This is a genomic window from Streptosporangium sp. NPDC020072, assembly GCF_040631445.1.
Taxonomy (GTDB): domain Bacteria; phylum Actinomycetota; class Actinomycetes; order Streptosporangiales; family Streptosporangiaceae; genus Streptosporangium.
Window position 1 is genome coordinate 210,181 of the sequence record NZ_JBEYAB010000017.1, and the last position, 23,827, is coordinate 234,007.

Consider the following 23,827-nt stretch of genomic DNA (forward strand, 5'->3'; position numbering starts at 1 on the left):
TTTACGGTTCAGTACGGCCAGGCCCAGTCACGCACCTCCGGCAGGTCCTCCCCGTACTCCCGCGTGTGGGCCCGCGCCCGCAGCCGGGTGTCGGCCATCCGCTGGCGCAGCCACGCGGCCCTGACCGCCAGCCCGGGAACCCGGTCGATCACGTCCATCACCAGGTGGTAGCGGTCGATGTCGTTGAGCATCGCCATGTCGAACGGGGTGGTCGTCGTGCCCTCCTCCTTGTAGCCCCGCACGTGCAGCCCGGCGTGGTTGGTACGCCGGTAGGTGAGCCGGTGGATCAGCCAGGGGTAACCGTGGAAGTTGAAGATCACCGGTTTGTCCGGGGTGAACAGCGCGTCGAACTCCGCGTCCGGCATCCCGTGCGGGTGCTCCGACGGCTGCTGCAGGCGCATCAGGTCGACCACGTTGACCACCCGGACCCTCAGCTCGGGCAGGTGCTCGCGCAGCAGCGCCGCCGCGGCCAGCGTCTCCAGGGTCGGCACGTCCCCGGCGCAGGCCAGCACCACGTCCGGCCCGGCCTCGGCGGCCGTGTCCTGCTGGGGCCGGTGCTCGGTGCCCGCCCACTCCAGGATGCCCAGCCCCCTGGTGCAGTGCGCGATCGCCTCGTCCATGGGGAACAGGTCGAGCACCGGCTGTTTGCCCGCCACGACCACGTTCACGTAGTCCCGCGAGCGCAGGCAGTGGTCGGCGACCGACAGCAGCGTGTTGGCGTCCGGCGGCAGGTAGACCCGCACCACCTCGGCCTTCTTGTTCACCACCACGTCGAGGAAGCCCGGGTCCTGGTGGCTGAACCCGTTGTGGTCCTGACGCCACACGTGCGAGGACAGCAGGTAGTTCAGCGACGCGACCGGCGCCCGCCAGCCGATCTTCCTGGACGACTCAAGCCACTTGGCGTGCTGGTTGAACATGGCGTCCACGATGTGGATGAACGCCTCGTAGCAGTTGAAGAGGCCGTGCCTGCCGGTCAGCAGATACCCTTCGAGCCAGCCCTGGCACAGGTGCTCGCTGAGCACCTCCATCACGCGTCCGCCGGGGGCCAGGTGCTCGTCCGTCGGCAGGATCTCGGCCTCCCAGACCTTGGCCGTGGTCTCGAACACCGCCGACAGCCGGTTGGAGGCCGTCTCGTCCGGCCCGAGCAGCCGGAAGGTCTCCGGGTTGGCGGCGATCACGTCGCGCAGCCACCCGCCGAGCACCCGGGTCGGCTCGGACGACTCGACGGCCGGGGACTTGACCTGCACCGCGTGGTCACGGAAGTCGGGCAGCGTCAGCGGGCGCAGCAGCACACCGCCGTTGGCGTGCGGGCTGGCGCTCATCCGCCGCTCGCCCTCCGGCACGGTGACGGTGATCTCGGCCACCGGACGGCCCAGCTCGTCGAACAGTTCCTCCGGCCGGTAGGAGCGCATCCACTCCTCAAGCATCGCCCGGTGCCCGGCGTCGTCGCGGACCGCGGCCAGCGGCACCTGGTGCGCCCGCCAGGTGCCCTCGACCGGCAGCCCGTCCACGACCGCGGGCCCGGTCCATCCCTTCGGGGAGCGCAGCACGATCATCGGCAGCCTGCCGCCCCGGTCCTCCTTGTAGGCGGCGATCTCGTCGAACACCGTCTCCATGGTCGCGGCCATCAGCTCGTGCATGGCGGCCGGGTCGTCCCCGGAGACCAGGTGCGGGCGGTAGCCGTACCCTTCGAGCAGCTTGACCAGGTCACTCTCGGGAATCCTGGCCAGGACCGTGGGGTTGGCGATCTTGTAACCGTTCAGGTGCAGGATCGGCAGCACCACCCCGTCGCGGACGGGGTCGGTGAACTTGTTGGAGTGCCAGCTCGCGGCGAGCGGGCCGGTCTCGGCCTCGCCGTCCCCGATCACACAGGCCACCACCAGGTCCGGGTTGTCGAAGGCCGCGCCGTGGGCGTGGGCCAGGCTGTAGCCGAGTTCGCCGCCCTCGTGGATCGAGCCGGGGGTCTCCGGGGCGACGTGGCTGGGGATGCCGCCGGGGAAGGAGAACTGGCGGAACAGCCGCCGCATCCCGGCCTCGTCACGGGTGACGGCCGGGTAGCGCTCGGTGTAGGTGCCCTCAAGCCAGGCGTGCGCCACCGCCGCAGGCCCCCCGTGCCCGGGTCCGGCGATGTAGATCATGTCCTGGTCCCTGCCGGTGATGATCCGGTTGAGGTGGGCGAAGCAGAAGTTCAGGCCGGGGGTCGTGCCCCAGTGCCCGAGCAGCCGGGGTTTGATGTGCTCCGGAGCCAGGGGCTCGGTCAATAGGGGGTTGTCCAGCAGGTAGATCTGCCCGACCGACAGATAGTTCGCCGCCCGCCAGTACATGTCGACTTCCCGCAGCGTGTCCATGTCCATGAGCATTTCCGTCCTTCACGTGGTCGGCCAGGGACCTTGGTCCCCTCTTGCGCCCTCTTCCGTACCGCGCCCCTACCCCGTCATCCGGGTCGTACGGCCCTCGCGGGGAGATCCCCGTGGCCGGACGCACGACGACACCGGGCGGCCTGGGCCGCACACCGGTCATGAAGGGCTGGAGCGGCTCGTCCGGAGCGCCGCCACCACGTCGGTCCGCGCCTCAGGGACCGGGGCTGAGCACCTGCCGGGAGGGCAGCGCGAACTGCATGGTCGTCACGGCGACCAGCCCGCCCTCGGCGTCGCTGATCCGCCCGTTCGCCACCGCCGTCCGGCGGCCCAGCCTGACCACCTCGACGACGACCGTGAGCGGGCCGGGTTCCGCCGCTTCGAGCAGGCTGACGCTGCCGTGCGTCAGCACCCCGGTCAGCACCCTGCCCGCGTAGGCGTTTATCGCCAGGAAGGACGACAGGTCGGCCGCCTTGAAGATCGCCGGGCCGGACAGGGTGCCGCCCGGCCTGCACTCCAGCCCCTCCGGTCCCGCCGTGACGACCACCCGGTACGGCGAGACCTCGCTCACCCACAGCCCGGAGTCCGGCCAGAACTCCGTGACCAGCCCGCGCACCTCGTCGAGGGAGAGGCGCGGGCTCAGGGGCGCGTGCTCCCCCACCCGTTCCTGTGGCCGTGTCATGCCTGTCCCCCGTCCCTCTCGACGACGTGCCGGACGTGCTGCCAGGGATAGGACGGCAGCGACGCGACGGCGCGCGCGCCGGCCGGGGCGGGCCACGGTGCCGGCTCGTCCTCGGCGAGCGGGCGCACGGCCGGATGGTCGAGGCCGTGCGCGAACGCCTCGGCGGCCTCGCACGCCGCCGCCGCCGAGTCCGCGCCGACCCACACCGTGCGGGCGTGGCGTGTCCTGCCGTGGGTCGCGGTGTGGGCGAAGGCCGGGTAGCCGTCCTCGGCGAGCCCCGCCAGGTGCTCGCCGTACCGGCCGGCGAGTTCCCCGAGCGCGGCCGGGGTGCGGGCGGAGATCGTGAACCCGGGCACGGGACCGGTGTCCCGGGCGGGGACCGGGCCGGGGGCGGGCGCCGCGGAGAGCACCGCGTAGGCGTTGGTTCCGCTCATGCCGTACGAGCAGACCGAGGCCCGCGCGCCCGCCTCCGGGCCCCAGGGCAGGGCCCGTCCCGGGACGACCACGCCTGTCCCCGTCAGGTCGATGCGCGGGTTGAGCGTCTCGAAGCCCGCCTGCGGGGGGATCAACCGGTTCTCCAGGCACAGGACGGCCTTGACCAGTCCCATCACCCCGGCTGCGGACTCGGTGTGGCCGAGGTTGGCCTTGACCGAGCCGACGTGGAGAACGCCTCCGCCGGTGCGCAGCGCGGTGGTCACGGCCCGCATCTCGACTGGGTCGCCGAGCTGGGTCCCGGTGCCGTGCGCCTCGTGGTAGCCGATGTCCGCGCCGGTCAGGCCGATCCTGGCCAGCAGCGACCCGATGAGCCTGGCCTGGGAGTCGCCGTTGGGGGCGGTGAACGTGGCCGAGCGGCCGTCCTGGTTGATCGCGCTGCCGTCGATCACCGCGTGGACGCGGTCACGGTCGCGGAGCGCGTCGTCCAGCCGTTTGAGGACGACCGCCCCGCACGCCTCACCGCGCACGAACCCGTTCGCGGCGGCGTCGAACGGCCGGGAGACACCGTCCGGGGACAGCGCCCCGGTCCTGCCGACCTCCCGGGTCGTGCGGGGGGACAGGACCAGGTTGACCCCGGCGGCGACGGCCAGGTCGCAGTCGCCCGCGGTGAGGGCCCGGCAGGCGGTGTGGATCGCGACGAGGGAGGAGGAGCAGGCGGTGTCCATGGCGACGGCGGGGCCGCCCAGGCCCAGCGTGTGCGCGATCCGCCCGGCGGAGAAGCTGTGACCGTTGCCGACCGTCCAGTACGAGTTGGGCTCTCCGGACAGCCAGTGCCGGTAGTCCTGGCCGGTTATGCCCACGAACACACCGGTCGCCTCCGCCCCGGCGCCCGGCGGTGTGCCCGCGTCCTCGAACGCCTCCCAGACGACTTCGAGCAGCAGCCTGTGCTGGGGGTCCACCGTGCGGGCCTCACGCGGCGACATGCCGAAGAACCGTGCGTCGAAATCGAAGGGATTGTCCAGGTAACCACCTCGGGTCACCACGTCATCCCATTCGGCACCGAAGGCCTCGCGACGGTCGGCCGGTAAGTCACCGGTCAGGTCGCGGGCCCGGACAATGGCGTCCCAATATGACGCGGTGTCCGTCACGCCGCCCGGCGCGCGTATTCCGATCCCGATGACGGCGACACGTCCTGAGGGCGTATTCTCCGTTTCCCGGCCCGATAAGGCGGACGCCACTTTTAAATCACCCGGCGAAGCCAGTTGCGGGTGTCGGGGGCCAGGCCGTACTGAATGTTCAGAATGTGATTCCTCATACTTGTCGTCACTTCTCCGGGAACGCCGCCGCCGACGGTCTGCTCGTATTCTCTTCCCTTGAATCCGAGAATCGGGTTGATGACCGCGGCGGTTCCCGAGGCGAACATCTCGGTGATCGCCCCGCTCGCGCAGCCCTCACGCAGCTCGGCCAGGCCGACCTGCCGCTGCGTCGGCTTCAGGCCGTGCTCGTCGGCCAGTTCGAGCACGCTGTCCCTGGTGACGCCGTCGAGGATCGTGCCCAGGCCCGGCGTGACCAGCTCGCCGTCCGCGGTGACCAGGAAGAGGTTCATCGTGCCCGACTCCTCCAGGTAGCGCTCCTCGTCGTCACTGAGGTAGAGCACCTGGTCGCAGCCCTGCTCCTGGGCCTCGACCTGGGCGGCGAGGCTGGAGGCGTAATTGCCGCCGCACTTGGCGGCGCCGGTGCCGCCCTTGCCCGCCCGCGCGTAGTTCTCGCTGACCCACAGCTTGACGCCGCTGAGACCGGAGGAGAAGTAGGAGGCCGCGGGGCAGGCGATGACGCCGTAGGTGACGTGCGCGGCCGGGCGCACCCCGAGGAAGGCCTCGGAGCCGAACATGAACGGCCGGAGGTACAGGCTCCGCCCGCCCTCGTACGGCGGCACCCATGCCTCGTCCGCGCGCACCAGCGCCTCGACGCTGGCGACGAAGAGCTCCTCGGACAGCACGGGCAGGGCCAGCCTCCTGGCCGAGTTCACGAAACGACGCGCGTTCAGGTCGGGCCGGAAGAGCCAGATGCTCCCGTCGTCGTGCCTGAATGCCTTGAGGCCCTCGAAAATCTCCTGGGCGTAATGCAGGACGGCCGCGCCGGGGTGCATTGGAATTGGTTCGAGAGCGGTTACCCGAAAGTCATGCCAGCCGGTCTCCGGCGTCCACGTCGCGGAGGCCATGTGGTCGGTGAAGAAACGACCGAAACCCGGAGCAGCGAGGATTTCCTCCCGTTCGGCCGCGGGAAGGGGATGCGTTGTGCGAAGGAGCTGGAAACCATCGTTCATGAATGCCTCCTGTCGGGTGTCGACTTATTCTAGGCCGCTGAACACGGCCACGCAGTTCTGCCCCCCGAACCCGAAGGCGTTGGTGGCCGCGACGCGGACCGGTGTCCGCCGCGCGGCGCCTGGAACGTAGTCGAGGTCGCAGGCGGGGTCGGGCACCTCCAGGTTGATGGTCGGCGGCACGACCCCGTCGCGGATCGCCATCGCGCACACCATCGCCCCCAGGGAGCCCGCCGCCCCGATGAGGTGGCCGACCATCGACTTGGGGGCGCTGACGGCGACCCGGTCCGCGGCCGAGCCGAGCGCCGTGCGGATGGCCCTGGTCTCGGTCGCGTCGTTGGCTGCGGTCGAGGTGCCGTGCGCGCAGACGTAGTCGAGGTCCCCCGGCTGGACCCCCGCGCGCCGCAGCGCCTGGCCGATCGCCTCCGCCGCGTGCCCGCCGTACGGGTCGGGCGCGCTGATGTGGAAGGCGTCGCAGGTCAGCGCCCCGCCCGCGACGGCGGCGTACGGTGTGACCCCACGTCCTGCGGCGTGCTCGGCCGACTCGACGACCATGATCACCGCCCCCTCCCCGAACACGAACCCGTCCCGGTCCGCGGAGAAGGGCCTGCTGGCGCCCCGGGGGTCGTCGTTGCGCTCCGACATCGCGCCCATGCCGACCAGGCCCGCGAACATCACCGGGGTGATCGCGGCGTCCGTCCCCCCGCAGACGACCGCGTCCGCCTCACCGGAGAGGATGAGCCGCCGCGCGTCGAGCAGGGCGTACAGGCCGCTGGCGCAGGCCAGCGCGCTGGCGTTGACCGGGCCGTGCGCGCCGAGGTCGATGGCCGTCTCGCAGGCGGGCATGTTCGTCAGCGAGGACGGGACGAAGTAGCTGTTGGGCGTGACCGGCGAGGGGGACAGCAACCCCCTGGTCGCCGTCTCGACCGTGTCGAACCCGGCGACGGCGGCGTTGACCACCACCCCGACCCTGGCGGCGTTGTCCCGGCCGATCTCCAGTTTCGCGTCGGCGACGGCCTCGCGCGCCGCGGCGACCGCGAACTGGGAGAAGCGGGCCGAGCGGCGGACCCGTTTGGCGTCGAGGTAGGCGGCCGGGTCGAAGCCCTTGACCTCCGCCGCGATCCTGGTCGGCAGCCCGCTCGCGTCGAACGCGGTGACGGGGCCGACGCCGGAACGCCCGGCCAGCAGGTTGCGCCAGGTCTCCTCCCTGCCGATCCCGACCGGGGTGACCGCGCCGATCCCGGTTATCACCACCTCGTGCCCGTTACCCATTGACAGTCCCTCCACGGTTTCCCGGACCGGCGGGCTCGAGCGCGCCCGGCCCCCGCTCGTCGAACTCGGCCGCGGCGGCGAACCCCTCGGCGAAGGCCCGCACCGCGTCGAGCCCTTCGGCGTCCCTCGCCCCGCCGGCGAGGCGGTGCCACACCCCGGCGTCCCCGGCGAGCGCGGGGACCGCCCGGTCGGTGACCTGGCCTGCGGCGACGACGACCGTCTCGGCCTCGACGAGCCGTTCGGCGCCGTCCGGCCCGGCGATCCACACCCCGGCCGGGGTGATCCGCAGGCAGGCCGTCTCGCGCAGGACGCGCACGCCCTGTTCGCGCAGCTCCGCCAGCACCGCCCACCGGGTCGACCTGCCGGTGCGCCCGGCGGTGCGGGCGCCGCGCTGCACGAGGGTGACCTCGGTCCGCGCGGTGACCGGCACGGGACCGGCGGCCAGACCGTGGCGGCGCAGGAAGCGCTCGTCCTCCCCCAGCGGGCCGTGGCCTCTGCTGAGGAGGTGGGCCAGGTCGGCGGCGACGCCGCCACCGCCGACGATCGCCACCCGCCCCTCCAGGCCCTCCCGGGCAAGGCGGGCGAACGCCTCGGGGTAGGTGAGCACGTTCGGCAGGTCGGCGCCGGGGACGTCCACCCGGCGGGGGCGGGTGCCGCTGGCGACGATCACGCCGTCGTGGGAGCGCAGCAGGCCGAGGTCGGCGGCCCCGATCGCGCGGCCGAGGTGGACGCGGACGCCGAGCCGGGCCAGTTCCGCGGCGAAGTAGGCGATCGTCCCGCCGTAGTCGGCCTTGCCCGGCACCTGGCGCGCCATGCGGAACTGACCGCCGAGGGCCTCGGCCGCCTCGTAGAGCTCGACCCGGTGCCCGGCCAGCGCCGCCCTCCTGGCGGCCTGCAGCCCGGCGGGCCCGCCGCCGACGACCGCGACGGTGCGAGGCCGTACCGGGCGGACGGACCACCGGGGGACGGACTCCCGGCCCGCCCTGGGGTTGACCATGCACGACACCTCGCGCTCGGTCAGCGAGTGGTCGACGCACGCCTGGTTGCAGGCCAGGCAGACGTTCACCGGCCGGCCCCGCCGCGCGGCGGAGACCAGGCCGGCGTCGGCGAGGAAGGGGCGGGCCATGGAGACCAGATCGATCGGGGTCCCCGCGAGGATCGCCTCGGCGGTCTCCAGGCGGTTCACCCGGTTGCCCGCGATGACCGGGAGGTCGCCGACGACCTCCTTCACCCGGACGGCGAACGGTGTCCACACCCCGGGCGGCACGACGGCCTGCACGCTGGGCACCGGGGACTCGTGCCAGCCGACGCCGACGTTGAGCGCGTCCGCCCCGGCCGCGGCGAGCGCCCTGGCGAAGGCCAGGACGTCCTCCTGCGGGGTGCCGCCGTCCATCAGGTCGATCCCGGTGAAACGGACGACGACCGGGAAGTCCTCCCCCACGGCCGTGCGGACCGCCCGGGTGACCTCGGCGCCGAAACGCCCGCGCCGTACGGCGTCGCCGCCCCACTCGTCGTCGCGGAGGTTGGTCAGCGGCGAGAGGAACTGGTCGACCAGGTATCCCTCGGACCCCATCACCTCGACGGCGTCGAACCCGAGGTCACGCGCGAGGGCGGCGCCGCGTGCGAAGTCCTCGACCGTCCCGCGGACCCGCTGCGGGGTCATGGCGTACGGCTCGCGCCCCGAGAAGCGGCTGTGCACGGCGGACGGCGCGACCGGCGGCGGCCCGGAGGGCGCGGGCCGCGCGTAACGGCCCGCGTGGAACAGCTGCAGCGCGATCAGCCCGCCCTCCCGGTGCACCCGCCGGGTGACCCGCCGCAGCCGGGCGTGGAAGGCGGCGTCGCCGAGCACGCCGTACCCGGGGCCTCCCGCGCCCTCGGCGCTCACCGCCGCGCCGCCGGTGACCATCAGCCCGGCGCCACCCCTGGCCCGTTCGGCGTAGAACGCGGCCAGCGCGGCGCCGCCGTCGTCGCGCGCCTCGAAGCCGAGGTGCATCGCGCCCATGACGACGCGGTGCGGGAGTTCGAGCCGCCCGATCCGCCCCGGGGACAGGACGTGCCGCAGGTCAGTCATCCCAGGCCAGCGGGGGTGTCAGGTCCTCGTGGAAGGGCGGCGCGATCACCGAAAGGCCGCCGTCGACCACGAGGGTCTGCCCGGTGACGTACTCGGAGGCGGGCGAGAGCAGGAACGCGACGCAGTCGGCGACCTCCCGCGCGGTTCCCATCCGCGCCTTGGGGATCTTGGACAGCACTCCGGGCAGCGGCGCCATGCCGGGGATGTTGTAGAAGTACTCCGAGGAGTCGGACTCGATGATGCCGCCGTTGACCGCGTTGACGTTGACGCCCTTCGGCGCGAACTCCACCGCCATGTAGCGCACCCACGCCTCGATCGCCGCCTTGGCCGCGCCGAGGTTGGCGTAGGTCGGGTAGGCGCGGATGCTGCCGTAGCTGGACAGCGCGACGATCCGCCCGCCGCCGGTCATCAGCCGTACGGCGTGCTGCGCGCCGAGCACGAAGGAGCGCACGTTCATCGCGTAGGAGCGGTCGAGGTGGTGCTGCCTGAGGTCGGCGATGTTCTTGAACGCGCTGGCCGCCGCGTTGCACACGAAGTGGTCCAGCCTGCCGAAGGTCTCGCCGACCGTGCCGAAGAGCCTGTCGATCTCCTCCGGCTGCTCGACGTCGGCCCGCACGGCCAGCGCCCTGCCGCCCGCCTGCTCGATCTCCTTGCAGGTCTGCTCGGCCAGGGCGGTGTTCTTCTTGTAGTTGACCACGACGGTCGCGCCGCCCGCGGCGAGCGTGAGCGCCAGGGCCCGCCCGATGCCGCGCGAGCTTCCCGTGATCACGACGATCTTGTCCTGATAGATGCTCAATTTCCCGCCCTCAGTACGTCCCTGGCGATCACGGTCTTCTGGATCTCGTTGGTGCCCTCCTCGAACCGCTGGGCCCGGGCGTCCCGGTAGACCCGTTCGATGGGGCTCGACTCCCAGTACCCGATGCCGCCGTGCACCTGCAGCGCCTTGTCGGTGACCCTGGTCAGCATGTCGACCGCGGTGAGCTTGGCCATCGACGACAGCGTGCCCGCCCGTTCGTCGCCGTCCTCCCACCGGCGGGCCGCGTACAGGGTGAGCTGGCGGGCCGCCTCGATGTCGGCGGCGTTCTCGGCGAGGGCGAACGCGATCGCCTGCCGGGCGGCGAGGGGCTTGCCGAAGGTGTGGCGTTCCCGCGCGTGCTCGGCCGCCAGTTCCTGCGCCCTCCTCGCCAGCCCGACGCAGGTCGTCGCGACCGCGATCCTGCTGGGGGTGAGGAATCCGCCGAGCGCGACCTCCAGCCCCTGGCCCTCCTCGCCGAGCCGGTTGGCGACCGGGACCGGCGTGCGGTCGAAGGTCAGCCTGGCGTGGTCGGTGCCGCGCACGCCCATGGTGTCCGGCATGGCCTCGACCGTCACGCCCGGCGCCCCGCGCTCGACCAGCAGCGCGACCGTGCCCTCCTTGCCCGCGGTGCCCTCAAGGCGCGCGAACAGCAGCCAGTAGTCGCAGCTCACCCCGAAGGTGATCAGGTGCTTCCTGCCGGACAGGAAGTAGGTGTCCCCCTGCCTGGTCACACTGGCGCGCAGGTCCGCGCCGGTTCCCGCGTCCGGTTCGGTCAGTGTGAAGGCGACCCTGATGTCCCCGGCGATCTGCGGCAGCACGAACTCCTTGCGCTGCTCGTCGGTGGCGAAACGGTCCATGGACCGCCACACCCCGTTGCACACGTGCACGATCATCCGCACCGAGGCGTGCGACATGGAGATCAGTTCGAGGACCTCCAGGTAGCGGGAGAAGGGGACGCCGTGCCCGCCGTACTCCACCGGCGCGGCCAGGCGCAGGAGGCCGCGTTCGCGCAGGTCCTCCCAGAGCCGCGCGGGGACGGCGCGGGTCCGTTCGATCTCGGCCGCGTACTCCTCGCCCGGGCCGCGGACGAACGCCTCGGCCTCCCTGAGCAACGCCGGGAAGGCGCTCTCACCGCTCCACATCACCCATGCACCTCACTGTCGACACCGTCAAGCTGTCTCGCCCGTTCGCGCAGCAGGAACTTCTGCACCTTGCCCGCGGGGTTGCGGGGCAGTTCCCCGACGAGCTCAAGGCGTTCCGGCCAGTACTGCTTGGCCACCCGGCGTTCGTCGAGGAAGCGCCGCATCTCGCCGAGGTCCATCTCGCCGGTCGCCACGACGTAGGCGCAGGCCCGTTCGCCGAGCCGTTCGTCGGGCATCGCGACGATCGCCACGTCGCCGATCGCCGGGTGGGTGTGCAGCAGCTGCTCGATCTCGGCGACGGGCACCTTCTCCCCGCCCCGGTTGATCACGTCCTTGACCCGCCCGGTGATCCGGACGAACCCGGCCTCGTCGATCACGGCGAGGTCGCCGCTGCGGTACCACCCGTCGGGGGTCATGGCCTGCGCGGTCTGCTCCGGCTGGTCGAGGTAGCCCTCGAACAGGCATTTGCCGATGACCTCGAAGTTGCCCTCCTGGCCGGGGCCGAGGACCCGGCCAGCGTCGTCGGTGACCCGGACGCGCACCCCGGTCAGGGCCCGTCCGTCGGTCCCCCACACCAGGGCCTCCTCGTCGCCGGGCGCCGACAGGGTGCCCAGGCCGGTCTCGGTCGTGCCCCACGCGCCGCACACCGCGGCGCCCAGCGTCCGGGTGGCCCGTTCCGCCAGCGCGCGCGGGACCGCGGCGCCGGTCGCCACGAAGATCCGCAGCGCCTCCGGGCGTCGTCCGGTCTCCTCGACCGCGCCCAGCAGGTCGCCGAGGAACGGGGTCGCCGCCTGGGTGAAGGTGCACTCCCAGCGGCGCAGCGCGTCCAGCGCGGCCCGGCCGTCCCAGACGGGTTGCAGGACCTGCGGGACGCCCAGCGCCATCGCCAGCCACATGCCGTAGAGGAACCCGGTCTGGTGGGCCAGCGGGGAGGGGACGAAGACCCGGTCCCGCCGGGTGAGGCCCAGGTGCCTGACCTCCATCATGGCGGCCCTGGTCAGCGCGTCCATCCGGTGCAGCACCCCCTTGGGCGTGCCGGAGGTGCCCGAGGTGAACAGCAGCTGGGCCAGCGCGGTCGGCGCGGGCCCGCGCGCGTCGATCACGGCGCGGCCGGGGGAACGCCCGGCCGTCGCCTCCTCCCAGCGGTGCCACGCGGTCGTGCCCGTGCCGTACGGCAGGGGCCCCTCGCCACCGGTCACCACGACGTGGTCGAGCCGTGGCGCGCCCGGCAGCGCGAGCAGCCCGGCGATCTCGGCGGCGTGGTCGCGCCCCCGGAACCGCTCCGCGACGACGAGGACCCTCGCCCGGGAGGCGCCCAGCATGAAGGACATCTCCCGCTCACGGAAGATCGGCATGAGCGGGCAGCACAGCGCCCCGACGCGGGCCGTCGCCAGGGCCAGGACGGGGAACTCCGCCCAGTTCGGCAGCTGCCAGGCGACCGGCTCGCCCGGTTCGACGCCGAGGTCGAGCAGCAGTGCGGCGGCGGCGTCGGCGCGCTCGTCGAGCTCCCGCCAGGTGAGGACGCGCTCCCCGCGGCCCTCCGAGGCGGTCTCGACCACGGCGACGTCGTCCGGCCGCTCCCCCGCCCTGCGGCGCACGAGCGCGCCGACGGTCGTGGCGGCCGTCCTGCCGGGATCGACCCGCGGGGTCCGTGTCTCCTGTGTCCCCTGTGTCGCCCGGGGCCCCCGCTCCGGGGCCTGCACCGTCATGGACATGCCGACCGTGTTCATCTCGTTGAGGAAGCGCGGGTAGGAGATCCGGTAGGCGTTGGGGTAGGTCAGCCTGCTCTCCCCGTCGGCCCTCGACGCGGCCACCGCCAGCGCCATCAGCACCCGGTGGTCGTTGAAGGAGGACAGGTCGGCCGCGGCGAGGCTCTCCACCCCGTGGCAGACCAGCCGTTCGCCGCGCAGCCCGAGCCGTGCCCCCATCCGGTTGAGCTGCAGCATCGCGGTCACCCGGTCGGACTCCTTGAGCCGCACGTGGGCCACGTTCTCCAGCACCGAGGTGCCCTCGGCGTGGCAGGCGAGGGCGCTCAGCACCGGCAGCGCGTCCGGGACCGTACGGCAGTCGACCGTGACGGGGGCAAGGCGCAGCCCGTCGTGGCGCACCCGCACGAACCCGCTGTCCGGGTCGCGGAGCAACGGCACCCCCATGCGGGTGAGGATGTCCAGCAGGTCCGCCTCCGGGTGGTCGGTCTCCGCGGCGCTCGTCGTGCGCAGACCGCGCAGCAGCACGTCCGACGGGTGCAGCGCGGTGGCCGCGATCCCGAAGGCGGCCGAGCCGATGTCCGGCGGCAGGGTGACCGTCGCGGGACGCGCCCGCTGGCCCGGTTCGACGGCGAAGGCGCGGCCGTCGTCGCCGACCTCGACGGTCAGGCCGAAGGTCCGCATCATCGACACGGTCAGGTCCACGTAGGAGCGTTCGTTGAACGGCCCGGTGACCTCGATGAGGCTGGGGCCCGTCGCGAAGGGCGCCAGGAGCAGCAGGCCGGAGATCCACTGCGACAGCGTGCCCGGCACGCTCACCCGCCCTCCCGAGGGGCGGTGTGGCAGGACCGAGATGGGCGGGCAGCCCGTCGGCGCCTCGACGGTCACGCCGAGTGCGGCGAGCGCGTCGAGCAGCGGCCTGATCGGCCTGCGCCGGAAGTAGCGCTGCCCGGTGATCGTGACGGGCGCCTCGGCCAGGCAGGCCAGCGGGGTCAGGAAGTACAGGGTGGTGCCCGAACTGCCGACCGAGACCACGCCGTCCCTCGGCCGGTACGGCCCGCCCTCGACGACGAAGGTGTCCCCCTCCACCCTGATGGACGTGCCGAGGCTCCGCAGCGCGGCGACGGTGTGCCGGACGTGCCCCGCGTCGGTCAGGCCGTGGATGCGGCTGGTCCCCGGAGCCAGGGAGGCCAGGATGAGGGCGCGGTGCGCGTGGTATTTCGAGACCGGGATGTCCAGCTCCCCGGCGAGCGGTCCGGCCGTTCCCTTGACGAGGAGACGCATGCCGACCTCCTTCAACCAGTCGTGGCGGCCGACGCCCCGCGACCGGTCGTCGGTGGCTTCGGCCCGTGTGCGGCGCTCACCGCCGCCCGGAGGGGGCCGCGGGGTCGGGGACGCCGACGCCGCCGGTCACCGCGTGCATCCCGCCGTCGGCGTACAGCACCTGTCCGGTCGTGTACCTGGCGAGGTCGGAGAGCAGGAACAGCACCGCGCCGACCACCCGCGACGGGTCGTTGCGGTCCCAGCCGAGCGGCGCCCACCGCTCGTAGTGGTCGGCCAGCCGCCCGAAGCTGCTCACTCCCGAGGCCGAGACGGTCTCGACCGGGCCCGCGGCGACCAGGTTCACCCGGATTCCCGACGGGCCGAGATAGAGGGCCAGGTACTGGGCGACGGACTCAAGGGCCGTCTTGTAGACGCCCATCCAGTCGTAGCCGGGCAGCGCCCTGCCGGTGTCCACGGTCATCCCGGCGATCGCGCCGCCGTTCTCCGCCCGCGCGAGCACGGGGGCCAGGGCCTGGGCGAGCTGCTGCAGGGAGTAGGCGGAGACGCGGAAACCGTCGAGCGCGCTGGCCGCCGGGGTGGTCAGGAAACCCGAGCCGAGCGCGTCGGCGGGCGCGTGGGCGACGCTGTGCAGCACACCGTCGAGGCGGTCCCACTCCGCGGCCTCCTCGGCGACCGCCTGGAAGTGCGTGTCGTCGGTCATGTCCAGTTCGAGGACGTCCGCGGGCGACGGCAGCAGGGCCGCCGCCTTGCGGGTGACGCGCAGGGCACGCCCGAAGGAGGTGAGCACGACGTCCGCGCCCTGCGCCTGCAGCGCGGCGGCGACGTGCCAGGCGATGGACTCCTCGTTGAGCACTCCGGTGATGAGGTACTTCCTGCCCGTGAAAAGTCCGGACACCTGCATGTCTCCGTTCGGGGGTTCTCGTTCTCCTGCGCGCCGCCGGTGTCCTCACCCGGTGCCGGTCACCCCGCCTCGGCGGCCTCCTGCACGGCCGCGGCCCGCTCGGAGACGACGCGGTCGACCAGCTGGCCGAGCGTGATCCCGACCAGGTCGCGGCGCGGGATCACGACGCCGTAGTCACGTTTGATCGACGTCATCAGGTCGGCGACGTCGAGGGAGTCGATGTCCAGTTCGTCGAACCTGGCGTCGGCGTCGAGCGCGTCCTCCTCGACCCCGAGGTCGACGAGTTCCTTGTTGATGAAGTCCCGGATGGCGGACGGGGCGGCCTCACTCGTCATGCCTGTCTTTCCCTTCTGTCTCACTGGGCCTGTCTCACTCGGCGGATGCGGATGCGGTACGGCGCGCGAAGTTCGGCGAGTGACGCTGCGACCAGTACCACTGCCGCCAGTAGGCCTCGGCCAGGCCGGTCCACGTCTCCAGCCGCTCGGGGCTGTCCAGGAACCGGTTGAGGCTGACGACCAGCCAGGTGTAGACGGCCTGGCTGTCGCGGCAGCCGCCGCAGTCTCCCGAGGTGCAGCAGAACTGCAGCGTCTTGTAGTCGGCGCCGTAGACCGCGAACCCGTCGATGACCGGGTGGCCGTTGCCGACCCGCGCGGCGTGCTCGGGCAGTTCGACGCTGATGCTCGGGCAGACGTCGTAGCCGAACCGGCCTCCCCAGTGGGTGCGCCCGGTGATGAGGGTCTCGATGAAGTAGGGGTGGGAGACCACGGTCTCCGGGAACAGCTCCTTGACCCGCAGCGCCTCGGCCAGGGTTCTCTTCTCGTTCTCGATGCGCAGCGGATGGTCCGTGCCGTGCGCGCTGTAGAAGTTGAAGGTGACCTGGTTGCCGTTGTCGGCGATGGCCCGCACGGTCGGTTCGACGTGGCGCAGGCCGTCCTCCGACAACGCGAAGACGAACGTCACACGCGGGTCGTCCCGGTAGTGCCCGAGCGCCTTGTCGAAGAGGCCGGTGAACGTCGAGCCGTTGGGCCGGTGCGCGCGCAGGTCGTCGTCGAGCGGGCCGCCGCCGAAGAGGCTGATCGCGACGGCGACGTTCTCGAAGCCCTCCCTCGGCAGCGGGCGCAGCCCGTTGGTGGAGATGGTGATGTACGGCAGCAGCTCGACGAACGGCTGGACCCGGTTCAGCACCAGGGTCGGCTCGCCACCGATCAGCGTGGCCTGGGTCACCCCCGAGGCGTCGAGCCGTTCGACGAACGCCCTGATCAGGCCGATGTCGGAGGTCTCGGGCACGGCGGCGTCGAAGCCGCCCTCGAAGTACCAGCACCCCTTGCAGCGGATGTTGCAGGTGGTGGTCAGGTGGACCTCGCAGGCGCGGACCCGGCGTCCCATCTCACGGATGGCCTGGACACGTTCGGCGAGGTCCGGCCGGTCGGCCAGCAGTTCGCGCAGCCGTACCTTGGCGGCGCGCCGTTCCGGCTCCGGAGGGTTGTAGGGGGCGAGGGTGAGCGGAACCGTGGCCATGGTCAGCCCGCCTGGGTCGTCGGTACGCGCAACCCGAGGTTGATCGCGCGGGCCGAGACGGTCTTGATCCACTGGTCGCGGGCCTCGGCGTTCGTGGTCTGGCGCAGGCCGTACCTGATGGCCAGGTCGGCGCGTTTGGAGTTGGGGTTGCCGAAGACGCCGATGAAGGTGGGCCACAGCCGGTCGAGCGCGGCCTGCAGCTGCTGCCTGCCCTCCTCGGTGGTGGCGAGGTTCCTGCACACCCGGGCGCCGTGGGCGATGTGCACCTTCTCGTCGAGGATGATGGTGCGCACCGCCTCCGCCCACGGTTTGTAGCTGCTCTCGGCGAACTCGCGGATCATCAGCAGCGCCGCCTCCTCGCCGATGTAGGAGAACACGCCCCGCTCGGCCCAGGTGGTGCAGGTGTGCAGTCCCTGGTCGGCGAACAGGTTGCGCTCGTCGAGCGACTGCTGCTCCATGTAGGTGGTGTCGACGCCGATCTCGGCGAGGATCCGCTTTCCGATCTTGTAGTGGTCGTACTCCTCGACCGCGCGCTCGGCGCAGACCTGGCGTTCCTCGGCGTTCGGCGCCAGCGGGAGGAAGACCATGGTGTAGTCGTCGCCGCCGGACAGCTCACCCTCTGTGTTGATCATGACCTGGCTGATCAGCATCTTCTGATAGTCGCCCGGCGCACGATGGAATTCTTCGGGTGTTCGCACCACAAGCAATTCGTCGTCCAGAACCGCGACTTTCCGGGTCACCGTCACCCTCCAATGCCGAAACAGGCCTGATGCTTTCTCCAGAAAAAGTACGCGAGCGGTAATTCTTACGACACAGGAAACCGAACCGACCAGCCGGCGTCCTCGCGGTCAACGGCCATAAAATTCCCTTACAGGCCTTTAGTCGGAGGAATGCTAACACACGGTCAAGACCGATACCAGGGAGCGTCCACAACCGTCGTACGGTGCTCGATCCGTCACGGAATACCGAATCCATCAGGCCACTCTGGTAACACACGTTTCACAGGTAACACAAAAAGTCGGGGATTCCGGGACCCCTGGTTTCGGGCGGCTTTTTATTCCGATATTCGGCTCCGCCTTTTCCGGTCCGCCCTGGGACCGGAATTCCCGCCCCGCGGACCCGGACCCGGCGGGCGTCGGGTACGACGGGGTGTCAGGCGCGCGGCGGGCGCGCGATCGGGTTCGCCGGAACGGAGGAGGCCGGCGCAGACGGGATAAGGACCCGCCGTGATCTCCGGCGAGAAGGGGTCGAAATCGCCGCCGAGCGGTGCCGTGGCCATTACCCCGCCCCAGGGTCGAAATGGTCTTCGTGTCGGCCCGTACCCCTGCTCCCCGGATTTCACCGGCCCGGCGTACCCCATGCGGGAAGAAAGAAACGAAAACCCGAATCAGCACCGCGGGAACTGTTCCGTCGTTGACAGCGGGCCGTTTCGGGCGCATTCTCCGAGGGCGGTGTGACACCGCCGCGAAGAACCACCGCACATGATCCCGGCTATCCGCGGATCATCGCGACGTCACTTCTGACCGTCCGTGGGGCGACGGATGAATATCACCGCGGGAGAGAAAAGGGGACCGGCGCGGCGGCAGAACGGTCCGTGAATTGAACGGAGGCGTTCTTCGGTGGCCACGACCGATCTTGAGGCGCGGGTGACCTCCATCTGCGCCGAGGCCCTCAACCGTTCCCGTCTCGGTCCCGACGACGACCTCATGGAGGCCGGGATGGACTCACTGGCCGCCGTGGAGATCGTGACGCGCCTCGAACTGTCCTTCGGCGCGGACGTCGTCGACGTCGTCTTCGAGACGCCCACGGTCAGCCACCTGTGCGCCGCCGTACGACGTGCCCTGCGGGAGGGGTCACGGAGCGTCGCCCTGCCCGGCCCCGCCCCGCCGGCCGTGACCGGGCCGTCCCTCCCCGCGGCGACGACCCTGCTCGGCCTCGTCACCTCGGCCGCCGCCAGGTACGGCGAGCGCCCCTACCTGCTGCCCGTCGAGCCGGAGAGCCGCGTCGTCTCCTTCGCGGACGTCCTGACCTTCACCAGGGGATGCGCGACCCTGTTCGAGGAACGCGGCGTCCCCGCCGGGGCGCGGGTGGTGACGGTCATGCACAACTCGTCGCTGGCGGCGCTGCTTTTCCTCGGCGTCGTCGCCTCAGGGCGGGTGCTGGTGCCGCTGAACCCGAAGGCGGGCGCCGCCGAACTCGAAACGCTCCTGGCGCACTGCGGCCCCGCGCTCGTCCTCGGCCGCGAGGCCACGGCCGTGAAGCTGCGGCGACGCCCGGAGTGGATCGGCACCGACGACGAGGAGCCCCTGCTGACCGGCCTGCTCGCGCGGGGTGAGGCGTACGGCAGGCGGCCGATCCTCTCCGGCGGCGACGGCGCGGCCGACGCCGAGATCGTCTACACCTCCGGTTCCACCGGCACCCCGAAGGGGGTCGTCCTGTCGCACCGGAGCCTGCTTTCGGGCTCCCGGTCCCTGGCCGGATGGGCGCGGGCGGGCCAGGACGACGTCTTCCTCAACGTGAGCCCGCTCTTCCACGCCGGCGGGCAGGTCTTCCCGACGCTGACCCCGCTGTGGTGCGGCGGCCGTACCGTGTGCGTGCGCCCGGAGGCGGCGCTGGCGCGGTTCTGGACCTACGTCGACCGCTACGAGCCAACGTGGACGCTTGTGGTCAACGCCTACCTCGCCCACCTGGTCGAACGGCCGGAACGACCGGTCGCAGGCCGGTTGAAGGGGGTCCTCGCCGGAGGCTCCCCCCTCGCCGTCGAGCTGATCCACCGCTTCGAGGCCACCTTCGGCCTGCCCGTCCACCAGGTGTACGGCATGACCGAGACGGCCTCGATCGCCACGGTCGAACCACGCGGGAGAAAGAGCGGCGACCCCAGGAGCGCCGGGCTGCCCCTGGACTGCTCCCGGGTCCGCGTGGCCGGCCGGGACGGGCGGGACGTCGCGACCGGTGAGAGCGGCGAGGTGCTGCTGAGCGGGGACAACGTGTTCACCCGTTACCAGGACGCCCCCGGTCTCACCGGGGAGCGGGTCGACGACGGCTGGATACGCACCGGCGACCTGGGACGCCTCGACGAACGCGGGGAGCTGTCGATCGTCGACCGCCTCGACGGCATGGTCGTCGTCAACGGCGAGAACCTCTACCCCGCCGAGGTCGAGAACCTCGTCCCGCACCTCGAAGGCGTCGAGGACGCCGTCCTGGTGGCGCTGCCGCACCCGGTGACGGGGGCCGAGCCGGTGCTCGTCTACACGCTGCTGCCCGGTGCCGTCGCCCGCGTCGACGGCTGGCGCGCGACGCTGCTGAGGTTCGTCAGCACCTTCAAGGTGCCGCGCAGGTTCGTCCCCGTCGAGGACCTGGGCCTGGACGCCTTCCCGAGAACCCCGCTGGGCAAGATCGTGCGGTCTGAGGTGCGGCGGCTCGCGGCCGGACGCCTGTCGTGACCGGGAGCCTCCGGGCCCGGCGCGCGCCGGGCCCGGAGGAGGGGTCAGCCGGCCTCCGCCCTGACCACCCGGGCCGCGGCGACCATGTTGTCCAGGGAGACACGGACCTCGCCCCAGCCACGGGTCTTCAGGCCGCAGTCGGGGTTGACCCACAGCCGCCCGGCCGGGATGCCGCCGAGTCCCTCGCGCAGCAGGGAGGCGACCTCCTCGACGTCCGGCACCCTCGGGGAGTGGATGTCGTAGACGCCCGGCCCCACCTCGCGGGGATACCCGGCCCCGGCCAGTTCGCCGGCGACCCGCATGTGGGAGCGGGCGGCCTCCAGGCTGATCACGTCGGCGTCGAGGTCGTCGATGGCGGCCAGGATCTCACCGAACTCGGCGTAGCACATGTGGGTGTGGATCTGGGTGTCGGCCCGCACCCCGCTCGTGGCCAGGCGGAAGGCCTCCGTCGCCCAGGCCAGGTAGGCGGGCCGGTCGGCCGCGCGCAGCGGCAGCGTCTCCCGCAGCGCGGGCTCGTCCACCTGGATGACGGCGATGCCCGAGGCCTCCAGGTCGGCGACCTCGTCGCGCAGGGCGAGGGCGACCTGGCGGGCGGTCTCGGCCTGCGGCTGGTCGTCGCGGACGAAGGACCAGGCGAGCATGGTGACCGGGCCGGTCAGCATGCCCTTGACCGGTCGCCCCGTCTGGGACTGGGCGTAGGTCGTCCAGCGCAGCGTCATCGGCCTGGGGCGGGAGACGTCCCCGGCCAGGATCGGCGGGCGCACGTAGCGGGTGCCGTACGACTGCACCCAGCCGTGCTGGGTGGCCAGGTAGCCGTTGAGCCGCTCGGCGAAGTACTGGACCATGTCGTTGCGTTCCGGCTCTCCGTGCACCAGGACGTCGATACCCGCCCGCTCCTGGAAGACCAGGACCGAGCGGATCTCCGAGGCGATCAGCTCGTCGTAGGCGTCCTGGTCGATCCGCCCGGCGCGCAGGTCGGCGCGGGCCGCCCGCAGCCGCCCGGTCTGCGGGAAGGAGCCGATGGTGGTCGTGGGCAGCTCCGGCAGGCCGAGGCGGGCGCGCTGGGCCGCCGCCCGCTCACCGTACGGCTGGGGCCTGCGGGTGTCGGCGGGGGTGACCGCGGCGGCGCGGGCCCTGACCTCTGGGTCGTGGGTGAGCGCGGAGGCCTCGCGTGAGGCCAGGTCGGCCCGGTTGGCGGCCAGTCGTCCGGCGACGGCCCCGGTTCCCTCGCTGAGCCCGGTGGCCAGGGTGACGACCTCGGCGACCTTCTGCCTGGCGAAGGCGAGCCAGCGGCCGACCCGCGGGTCGAGGCCGTGTTCGAGCCCGAGGTCGACGGGGACGTGCAGCAGCGAGCAGGAGGGCGCGACGTCCACCCGGCCGGCCAGGCCGAGCAGGGTGGCCAGGGTCGCCAGCGACCCGCCCAGGTCGTTGATCCACACGTTGCGGCCGTCCACGACACCGGCGATCAGGCGCTTGCCGGGCAGACCGCCCGCGCGGGCCAGGTCCTCCAGGTTGGCCGCGGCCGGGCCGGTGAAGTCCAGTCCCAGGCCCTCGATCGGCGCCCTGGCCAGGACCGGCAGCGCGTCTCCGAGCCGGTCGAAGTAACCGGCGACGAGGATCTTCGGCCGGTCGGTCAGGGCGCCGAGCTCACGGTAGGCGTGGGCGGCGGCGTCGAGCACCGCCCGGTCGCGGTCCTGCGCCAGCGCGGGCTCGTCGAGCTGCACCCACTCGGCACCGGCCGCGCGCAGGGCGGCGAGCACCTCGGCGTAGACGGGCAGCAGCCGGTCGAGCAGGCCGATGGGTTCGAAGGCCGGGTCCGCGCCGGGGGCGGCCTTGGCCAGCAGCAGGTAGGTGACGGGGCCGACGAGCACGGGGCGCGCGGTGTGCCCGAGCGCGACGGCCTCGCGCAGTTCGCCGACCTGTTTTGCCGGGTCCGCGGCGAAGACGGTGTCAGGTCCCAGCTCCGGCACCAGGTAGTGGTAGTTGGTGTCGAACCACTTGGTCATCTCCAGCGGGGCGACCTCCTGGGTGCCCCGGGCCATGGCGAAGTATCCCGCCAGGGGGCCTTCCGTCTCCACGACGGCTCGGTGACGCGGGGGGACGGCGCCGACCATGACGGTGGTGTCGAGGACGTGGTCGTACAGCGAGAAGTCGCCGGTCGGCACCTCCCGCACCCCCGCCTCCGTCAGGTGCCGCCAGTTGCCTGCGCGCAGCCCGGCCGCGACGTCCAGCAGGTCACGCTCGGTCACCCGGCCCGCCCAGTGGCCCTCGATCGCCTTCTTCAGCTCACGGTCCGGCCCCTGACGGGGGTAGCCGTACACGGTGGGGGAGGAAGTCTCGGTCACGGAACTCTCCTTCGCGAGTCACGAAAGGACTCCGGTGCCCCGAGGGGAGAGACGAAGGAGAGGCGGGCGCACCAGGCCCGTCCCATGCCGCCGACCCACCCGCGAGGTCACCGAGGTCACCGCGTGCGTGGTCGCACGCGGGCAGTGGCAGGTCTTCGGACTCGCGGGCACGTCCGGGCCGTTGTCTCGCCCTGACACCTAGTGGCCGTCGCTTCCCGGACCCGATCTGCCGGATCCAGTGCGTTTGACGGCGGTCGTTCCCACTCACCGCTGCGGGGCAGTCCCGGAGTCACACCGGGTTCCCTCTTACGACGCGTCTGCCTGGCGGGCAGGGCGAACCGACTGCGTCCCCAACCCTACGCGCATCCGATGGCGGAGCGACAACCATATTCGGGCCCGCCGGCGGGTTCGCGGGATCGTTCTCCCATCGCCCCGGGCCGCCTGAAACCGTACGGGGGAATTCGCGGGTCGCGGGAAAATCTCCGCCCCCCGCTTTCGCGACTCAACAACCGTGACCTAAGACCCCATTTCCTACAATTTCCGAAAGAAAAGGGCAGGCTATATTAGACCCGGCAAACCCCCCAGCCATCGGAGTTAACCATGTATCGGACTAAAGGGTCACATCTCCATCAAGGGCGTATACCAAGCGCCCTAACCGATGTCAAGTCGCGAGTCGCCGCCATTCTCCACCGGCGTTTCCCGGTCATCATGCGAGGGACGCTCGGCCTGGTGTTCCTGTGGTTCGGCGTGCTGAAGGTGGCGAACGTCAGCCCGGTCGGCGCCCTGGTCGCCGACACCCTGTCCTTCGTGCCGCTGCCCGCGTCGTTCGTGGTGCCCGCCCTGGGCGTGTTCGAGGTCGCGGTGGCCCTGGCGCTGTTCACCGGCCGGTGGCTGCGCCCGTTCCTGCCCGTGCTCCTGCTCCACCTCGTCGGCACGTTCCTGGTCCTGGTGCTCCACCCGGGTGTCGCGTTCAAGGACGGAAACCCGCTCATGCTCACAATGGAGGGCGAGTTCGTCGTCAAGAACGTCGTCCTGATCGCCGGGACATTGGTCGTCGCCGCGACCCTCCCCCGGCGCGAGGGGCACGAGGAACAGCGGGAGGAGTCCCGCCTGCCGGTTTCCACCACCTCGCGTTAGAGAACTCGCGACGAGCCCGTCGCGGGCTCACGGAGAACGAGTGCCGGGAAACGGGAAACGGGAAACGGGATCGCTCCGTTTCCCGTTTCCCCAAGGGCACGACGCCCCGCCCAGGACCTGTTTTGTGGATCTTCGCCGTGGCGAGGATCGTCCAGGTGGATGCCCCGCGAGGCGGAGGAGGAGCTCATAACGGAGTTATGGGCGACAGATTCTCCCCGGGCCCCGCGGCAAACGCGGAGCGTTTTCGTGGGGTGGGGCGACAACGCGGCGGGGCGCCGCCTGGGCGACCGCGGCAGGCGGAAAGATCCGCAAAACGGGTCCTAGTAGTGCTTTGTTAGGTGGTTAGGGCGGTCGCTGGTGGCAGGTCGGGCACCGGCCTGCCCAGACGGCCAGCAGCACCTGTAGTTCCCTGAGA

At 71.8% G+C, this 23,827-nt stretch carries 16 protein-coding genes and 1 riboswitch; of the genes, 2 read left to right on the forward strand and 14 right to left on the reverse strand.

The window, feature by feature from the left end; translation table 11 throughout:
• Positions 1–8 precede the first annotated feature (8 nt).
• The 13 genes from ABZ470_RS35105 to ABZ470_RS35165 form a co-directional block, all read right to left on the reverse strand.
• Positions 9–2,360 carry a phosphoketolase family protein gene (locus ABZ470_RS35105; RefSeq protein WP_362916846.1) on the reverse strand — a complete coding sequence of 784 codons (2,352 nt, stop codon included), beginning with the start codon at positions 2,358–2,360 and terminating at the stop codon, positions 9–11.
• Positions 2,361–2,571: 211 nt separating this feature from the next.
• Positions 2,572–3,039 carry a PaaI family thioesterase gene (locus ABZ470_RS35110; RefSeq protein ID WP_362916848.1) on the reverse strand — a complete coding sequence of 156 codons (468 nt, stop codon included), beginning with the start codon at positions 3,037–3,039 and terminating at the stop codon, positions 2,572–2,574.
• Positions 3,036–4,712: a beta-ketoacyl synthase N-terminal-like domain-containing protein gene (locus ABZ470_RS35115; RefSeq protein ID WP_362916850.1), complete on the reverse strand. Its 1,677-nt coding sequence runs from the start codon at positions 4,710–4,712 to the stop codon at positions 3,036–3,038. The genes ABZ470_RS35110 and ABZ470_RS35115 overlap by 4 nt, the downstream gene beginning before the upstream one ends.
• 2 nt (positions 4,713–4,714) lie before the next feature.
• Positions 4,715–5,800 (reverse strand): branched-chain amino acid aminotransferase, encoded by a 1,086-nt coding sequence (locus tag ABZ470_RS35120; protein WP_362916851.1) that lies wholly within the window; start codon positions 5,798–5,800, stop codon positions 4,715–4,717.
• A gap of 24 nt (positions 5,801–5,824) precedes the next feature.
• Positions 5,825–7,069, reverse strand: a complete 1,245-nt coding sequence (locus ABZ470_RS35125) for a beta-ketoacyl-ACP synthase II (protein WP_362771707.1) — start codon at positions 7,067–7,069, stop codon at positions 5,825–5,827.
• Positions 7,062–9,140, reverse strand: a complete 2,079-nt coding sequence (locus ABZ470_RS35130) for an FAD-dependent oxidoreductase (protein ID WP_362916852.1) — start codon at positions 9,138–9,140, stop codon at positions 7,062–7,064. Before ABZ470_RS35130 ends, ABZ470_RS35125 begins: the two co-directional genes overlap by 8 nt.
• On the reverse strand, positions 9,133–9,936 hold the full coding sequence (locus ABZ470_RS35135) for an SDR family oxidoreductase (protein ID WP_362771703.1): 804 nt from the start codon (positions 9,934–9,936) through the stop codon (positions 9,133–9,135). Before ABZ470_RS35135 ends, ABZ470_RS35130 begins: the two co-directional genes overlap by 8 nt.
• A complete protein-coding gene (locus ABZ470_RS35140; RefSeq protein ID WP_362916854.1) occupies positions 9,933–11,078 on the reverse strand; it encodes an acyl-CoA dehydrogenase family protein in 1,146 nt (381 codons plus the stop codon). The genes ABZ470_RS35135 and ABZ470_RS35140 overlap by 4 nt, the downstream gene beginning before the upstream one ends.
• Positions 11,078–14,068: a 3-phosphoshikimate 1-carboxyvinyltransferase gene (gene aroA / locus ABZ470_RS35145; RefSeq protein WP_362916856.1), complete on the reverse strand. Its 2,991-nt coding sequence runs from the start codon at positions 14,066–14,068 to the stop codon at positions 11,078–11,080. The genes ABZ470_RS35140 and aroA overlap by 1 nt, the downstream gene beginning before the upstream one ends.
• Positions 14,069–14,144: 76 nt before the next feature.
• Entirely contained in the window at positions 14,145–14,963 is an 819-nt protein-coding gene (fabI, locus tag ABZ470_RS35150; protein ID WP_362916858.1) for an enoyl-ACP reductase FabI, read from the reverse strand.
• A gap of 65 nt (positions 14,964–15,028) precedes the next feature.
• On the reverse strand, positions 15,029–15,304 hold the full coding sequence (locus tag ABZ470_RS35155; protein WP_352009177.1) for an acyl carrier protein: 276 nt from the start codon (positions 15,302–15,304) through the stop codon (positions 15,029–15,031).
• A 34-nt stretch (positions 15,305–15,338) separates the two neighbouring features.
• Positions 15,339–16,487, reverse strand: a complete 1,149-nt coding sequence (locus ABZ470_RS35160) for a radical SAM protein (protein ID WP_352009176.1) — start codon at positions 16,485–16,487, stop codon at positions 15,339–15,341.
• A gap of 2 nt (positions 16,488–16,489) precedes the next feature.
• Positions 16,490–17,137 (reverse strand): Phenylacetic acid catabolic protein, encoded by a 648-nt coding sequence (locus tag ABZ470_RS35165; protein ID WP_362916860.1) that lies wholly within the window; start codon positions 17,135–17,137, stop codon positions 16,490–16,492.
• Positions 17,138–18,106: 969 nt separating this feature from the next.
• Here ABZ470_RS35165 and ABZ470_RS35170 point away from each other — a divergent pair.
• Positions 18,107–19,930 (forward strand): AMP-binding protein, encoded by a 1,824-nt coding sequence (locus ABZ470_RS35170; protein WP_362916862.1) that lies wholly within the window; start codon positions 18,107–18,109, stop codon positions 19,928–19,930.
• Between the two features lie 44 nt (positions 19,931–19,974).
• Here the strand turns inward: ABZ470_RS35170 and metE are convergent, their stop codons facing one another.
• Positions 19,975–22,275, reverse strand: a complete 2,301-nt coding sequence (gene metE, locus ABZ470_RS35175; protein WP_362916864.1) for a 5-methyltetrahydropteroyltriglutamate--homocysteine S-methyltransferase — start codon at positions 22,273–22,275, stop codon at positions 19,975–19,977.
• A gap of 146 nt (positions 22,276–22,421) precedes the next feature.
• Positions 22,422–22,597, reverse strand: a riboswitch (cobalamin riboswitch).
• Between the two features lie 386 nt (positions 22,598–22,983).
• Between metE and ABZ470_RS35180 the strand changes: the two genes are divergently transcribed.
• Positions 22,984–23,412 carry a hypothetical protein gene (locus ABZ470_RS35180; RefSeq protein ID WP_362771692.1) on the forward strand — a complete coding sequence of 143 codons (429 nt, stop codon included), beginning with the start codon at positions 22,984–22,986 and terminating at the stop codon, positions 23,410–23,412.
• The last annotated feature ends 415 nt before the right edge of the window (positions 23,413–23,827 follow it).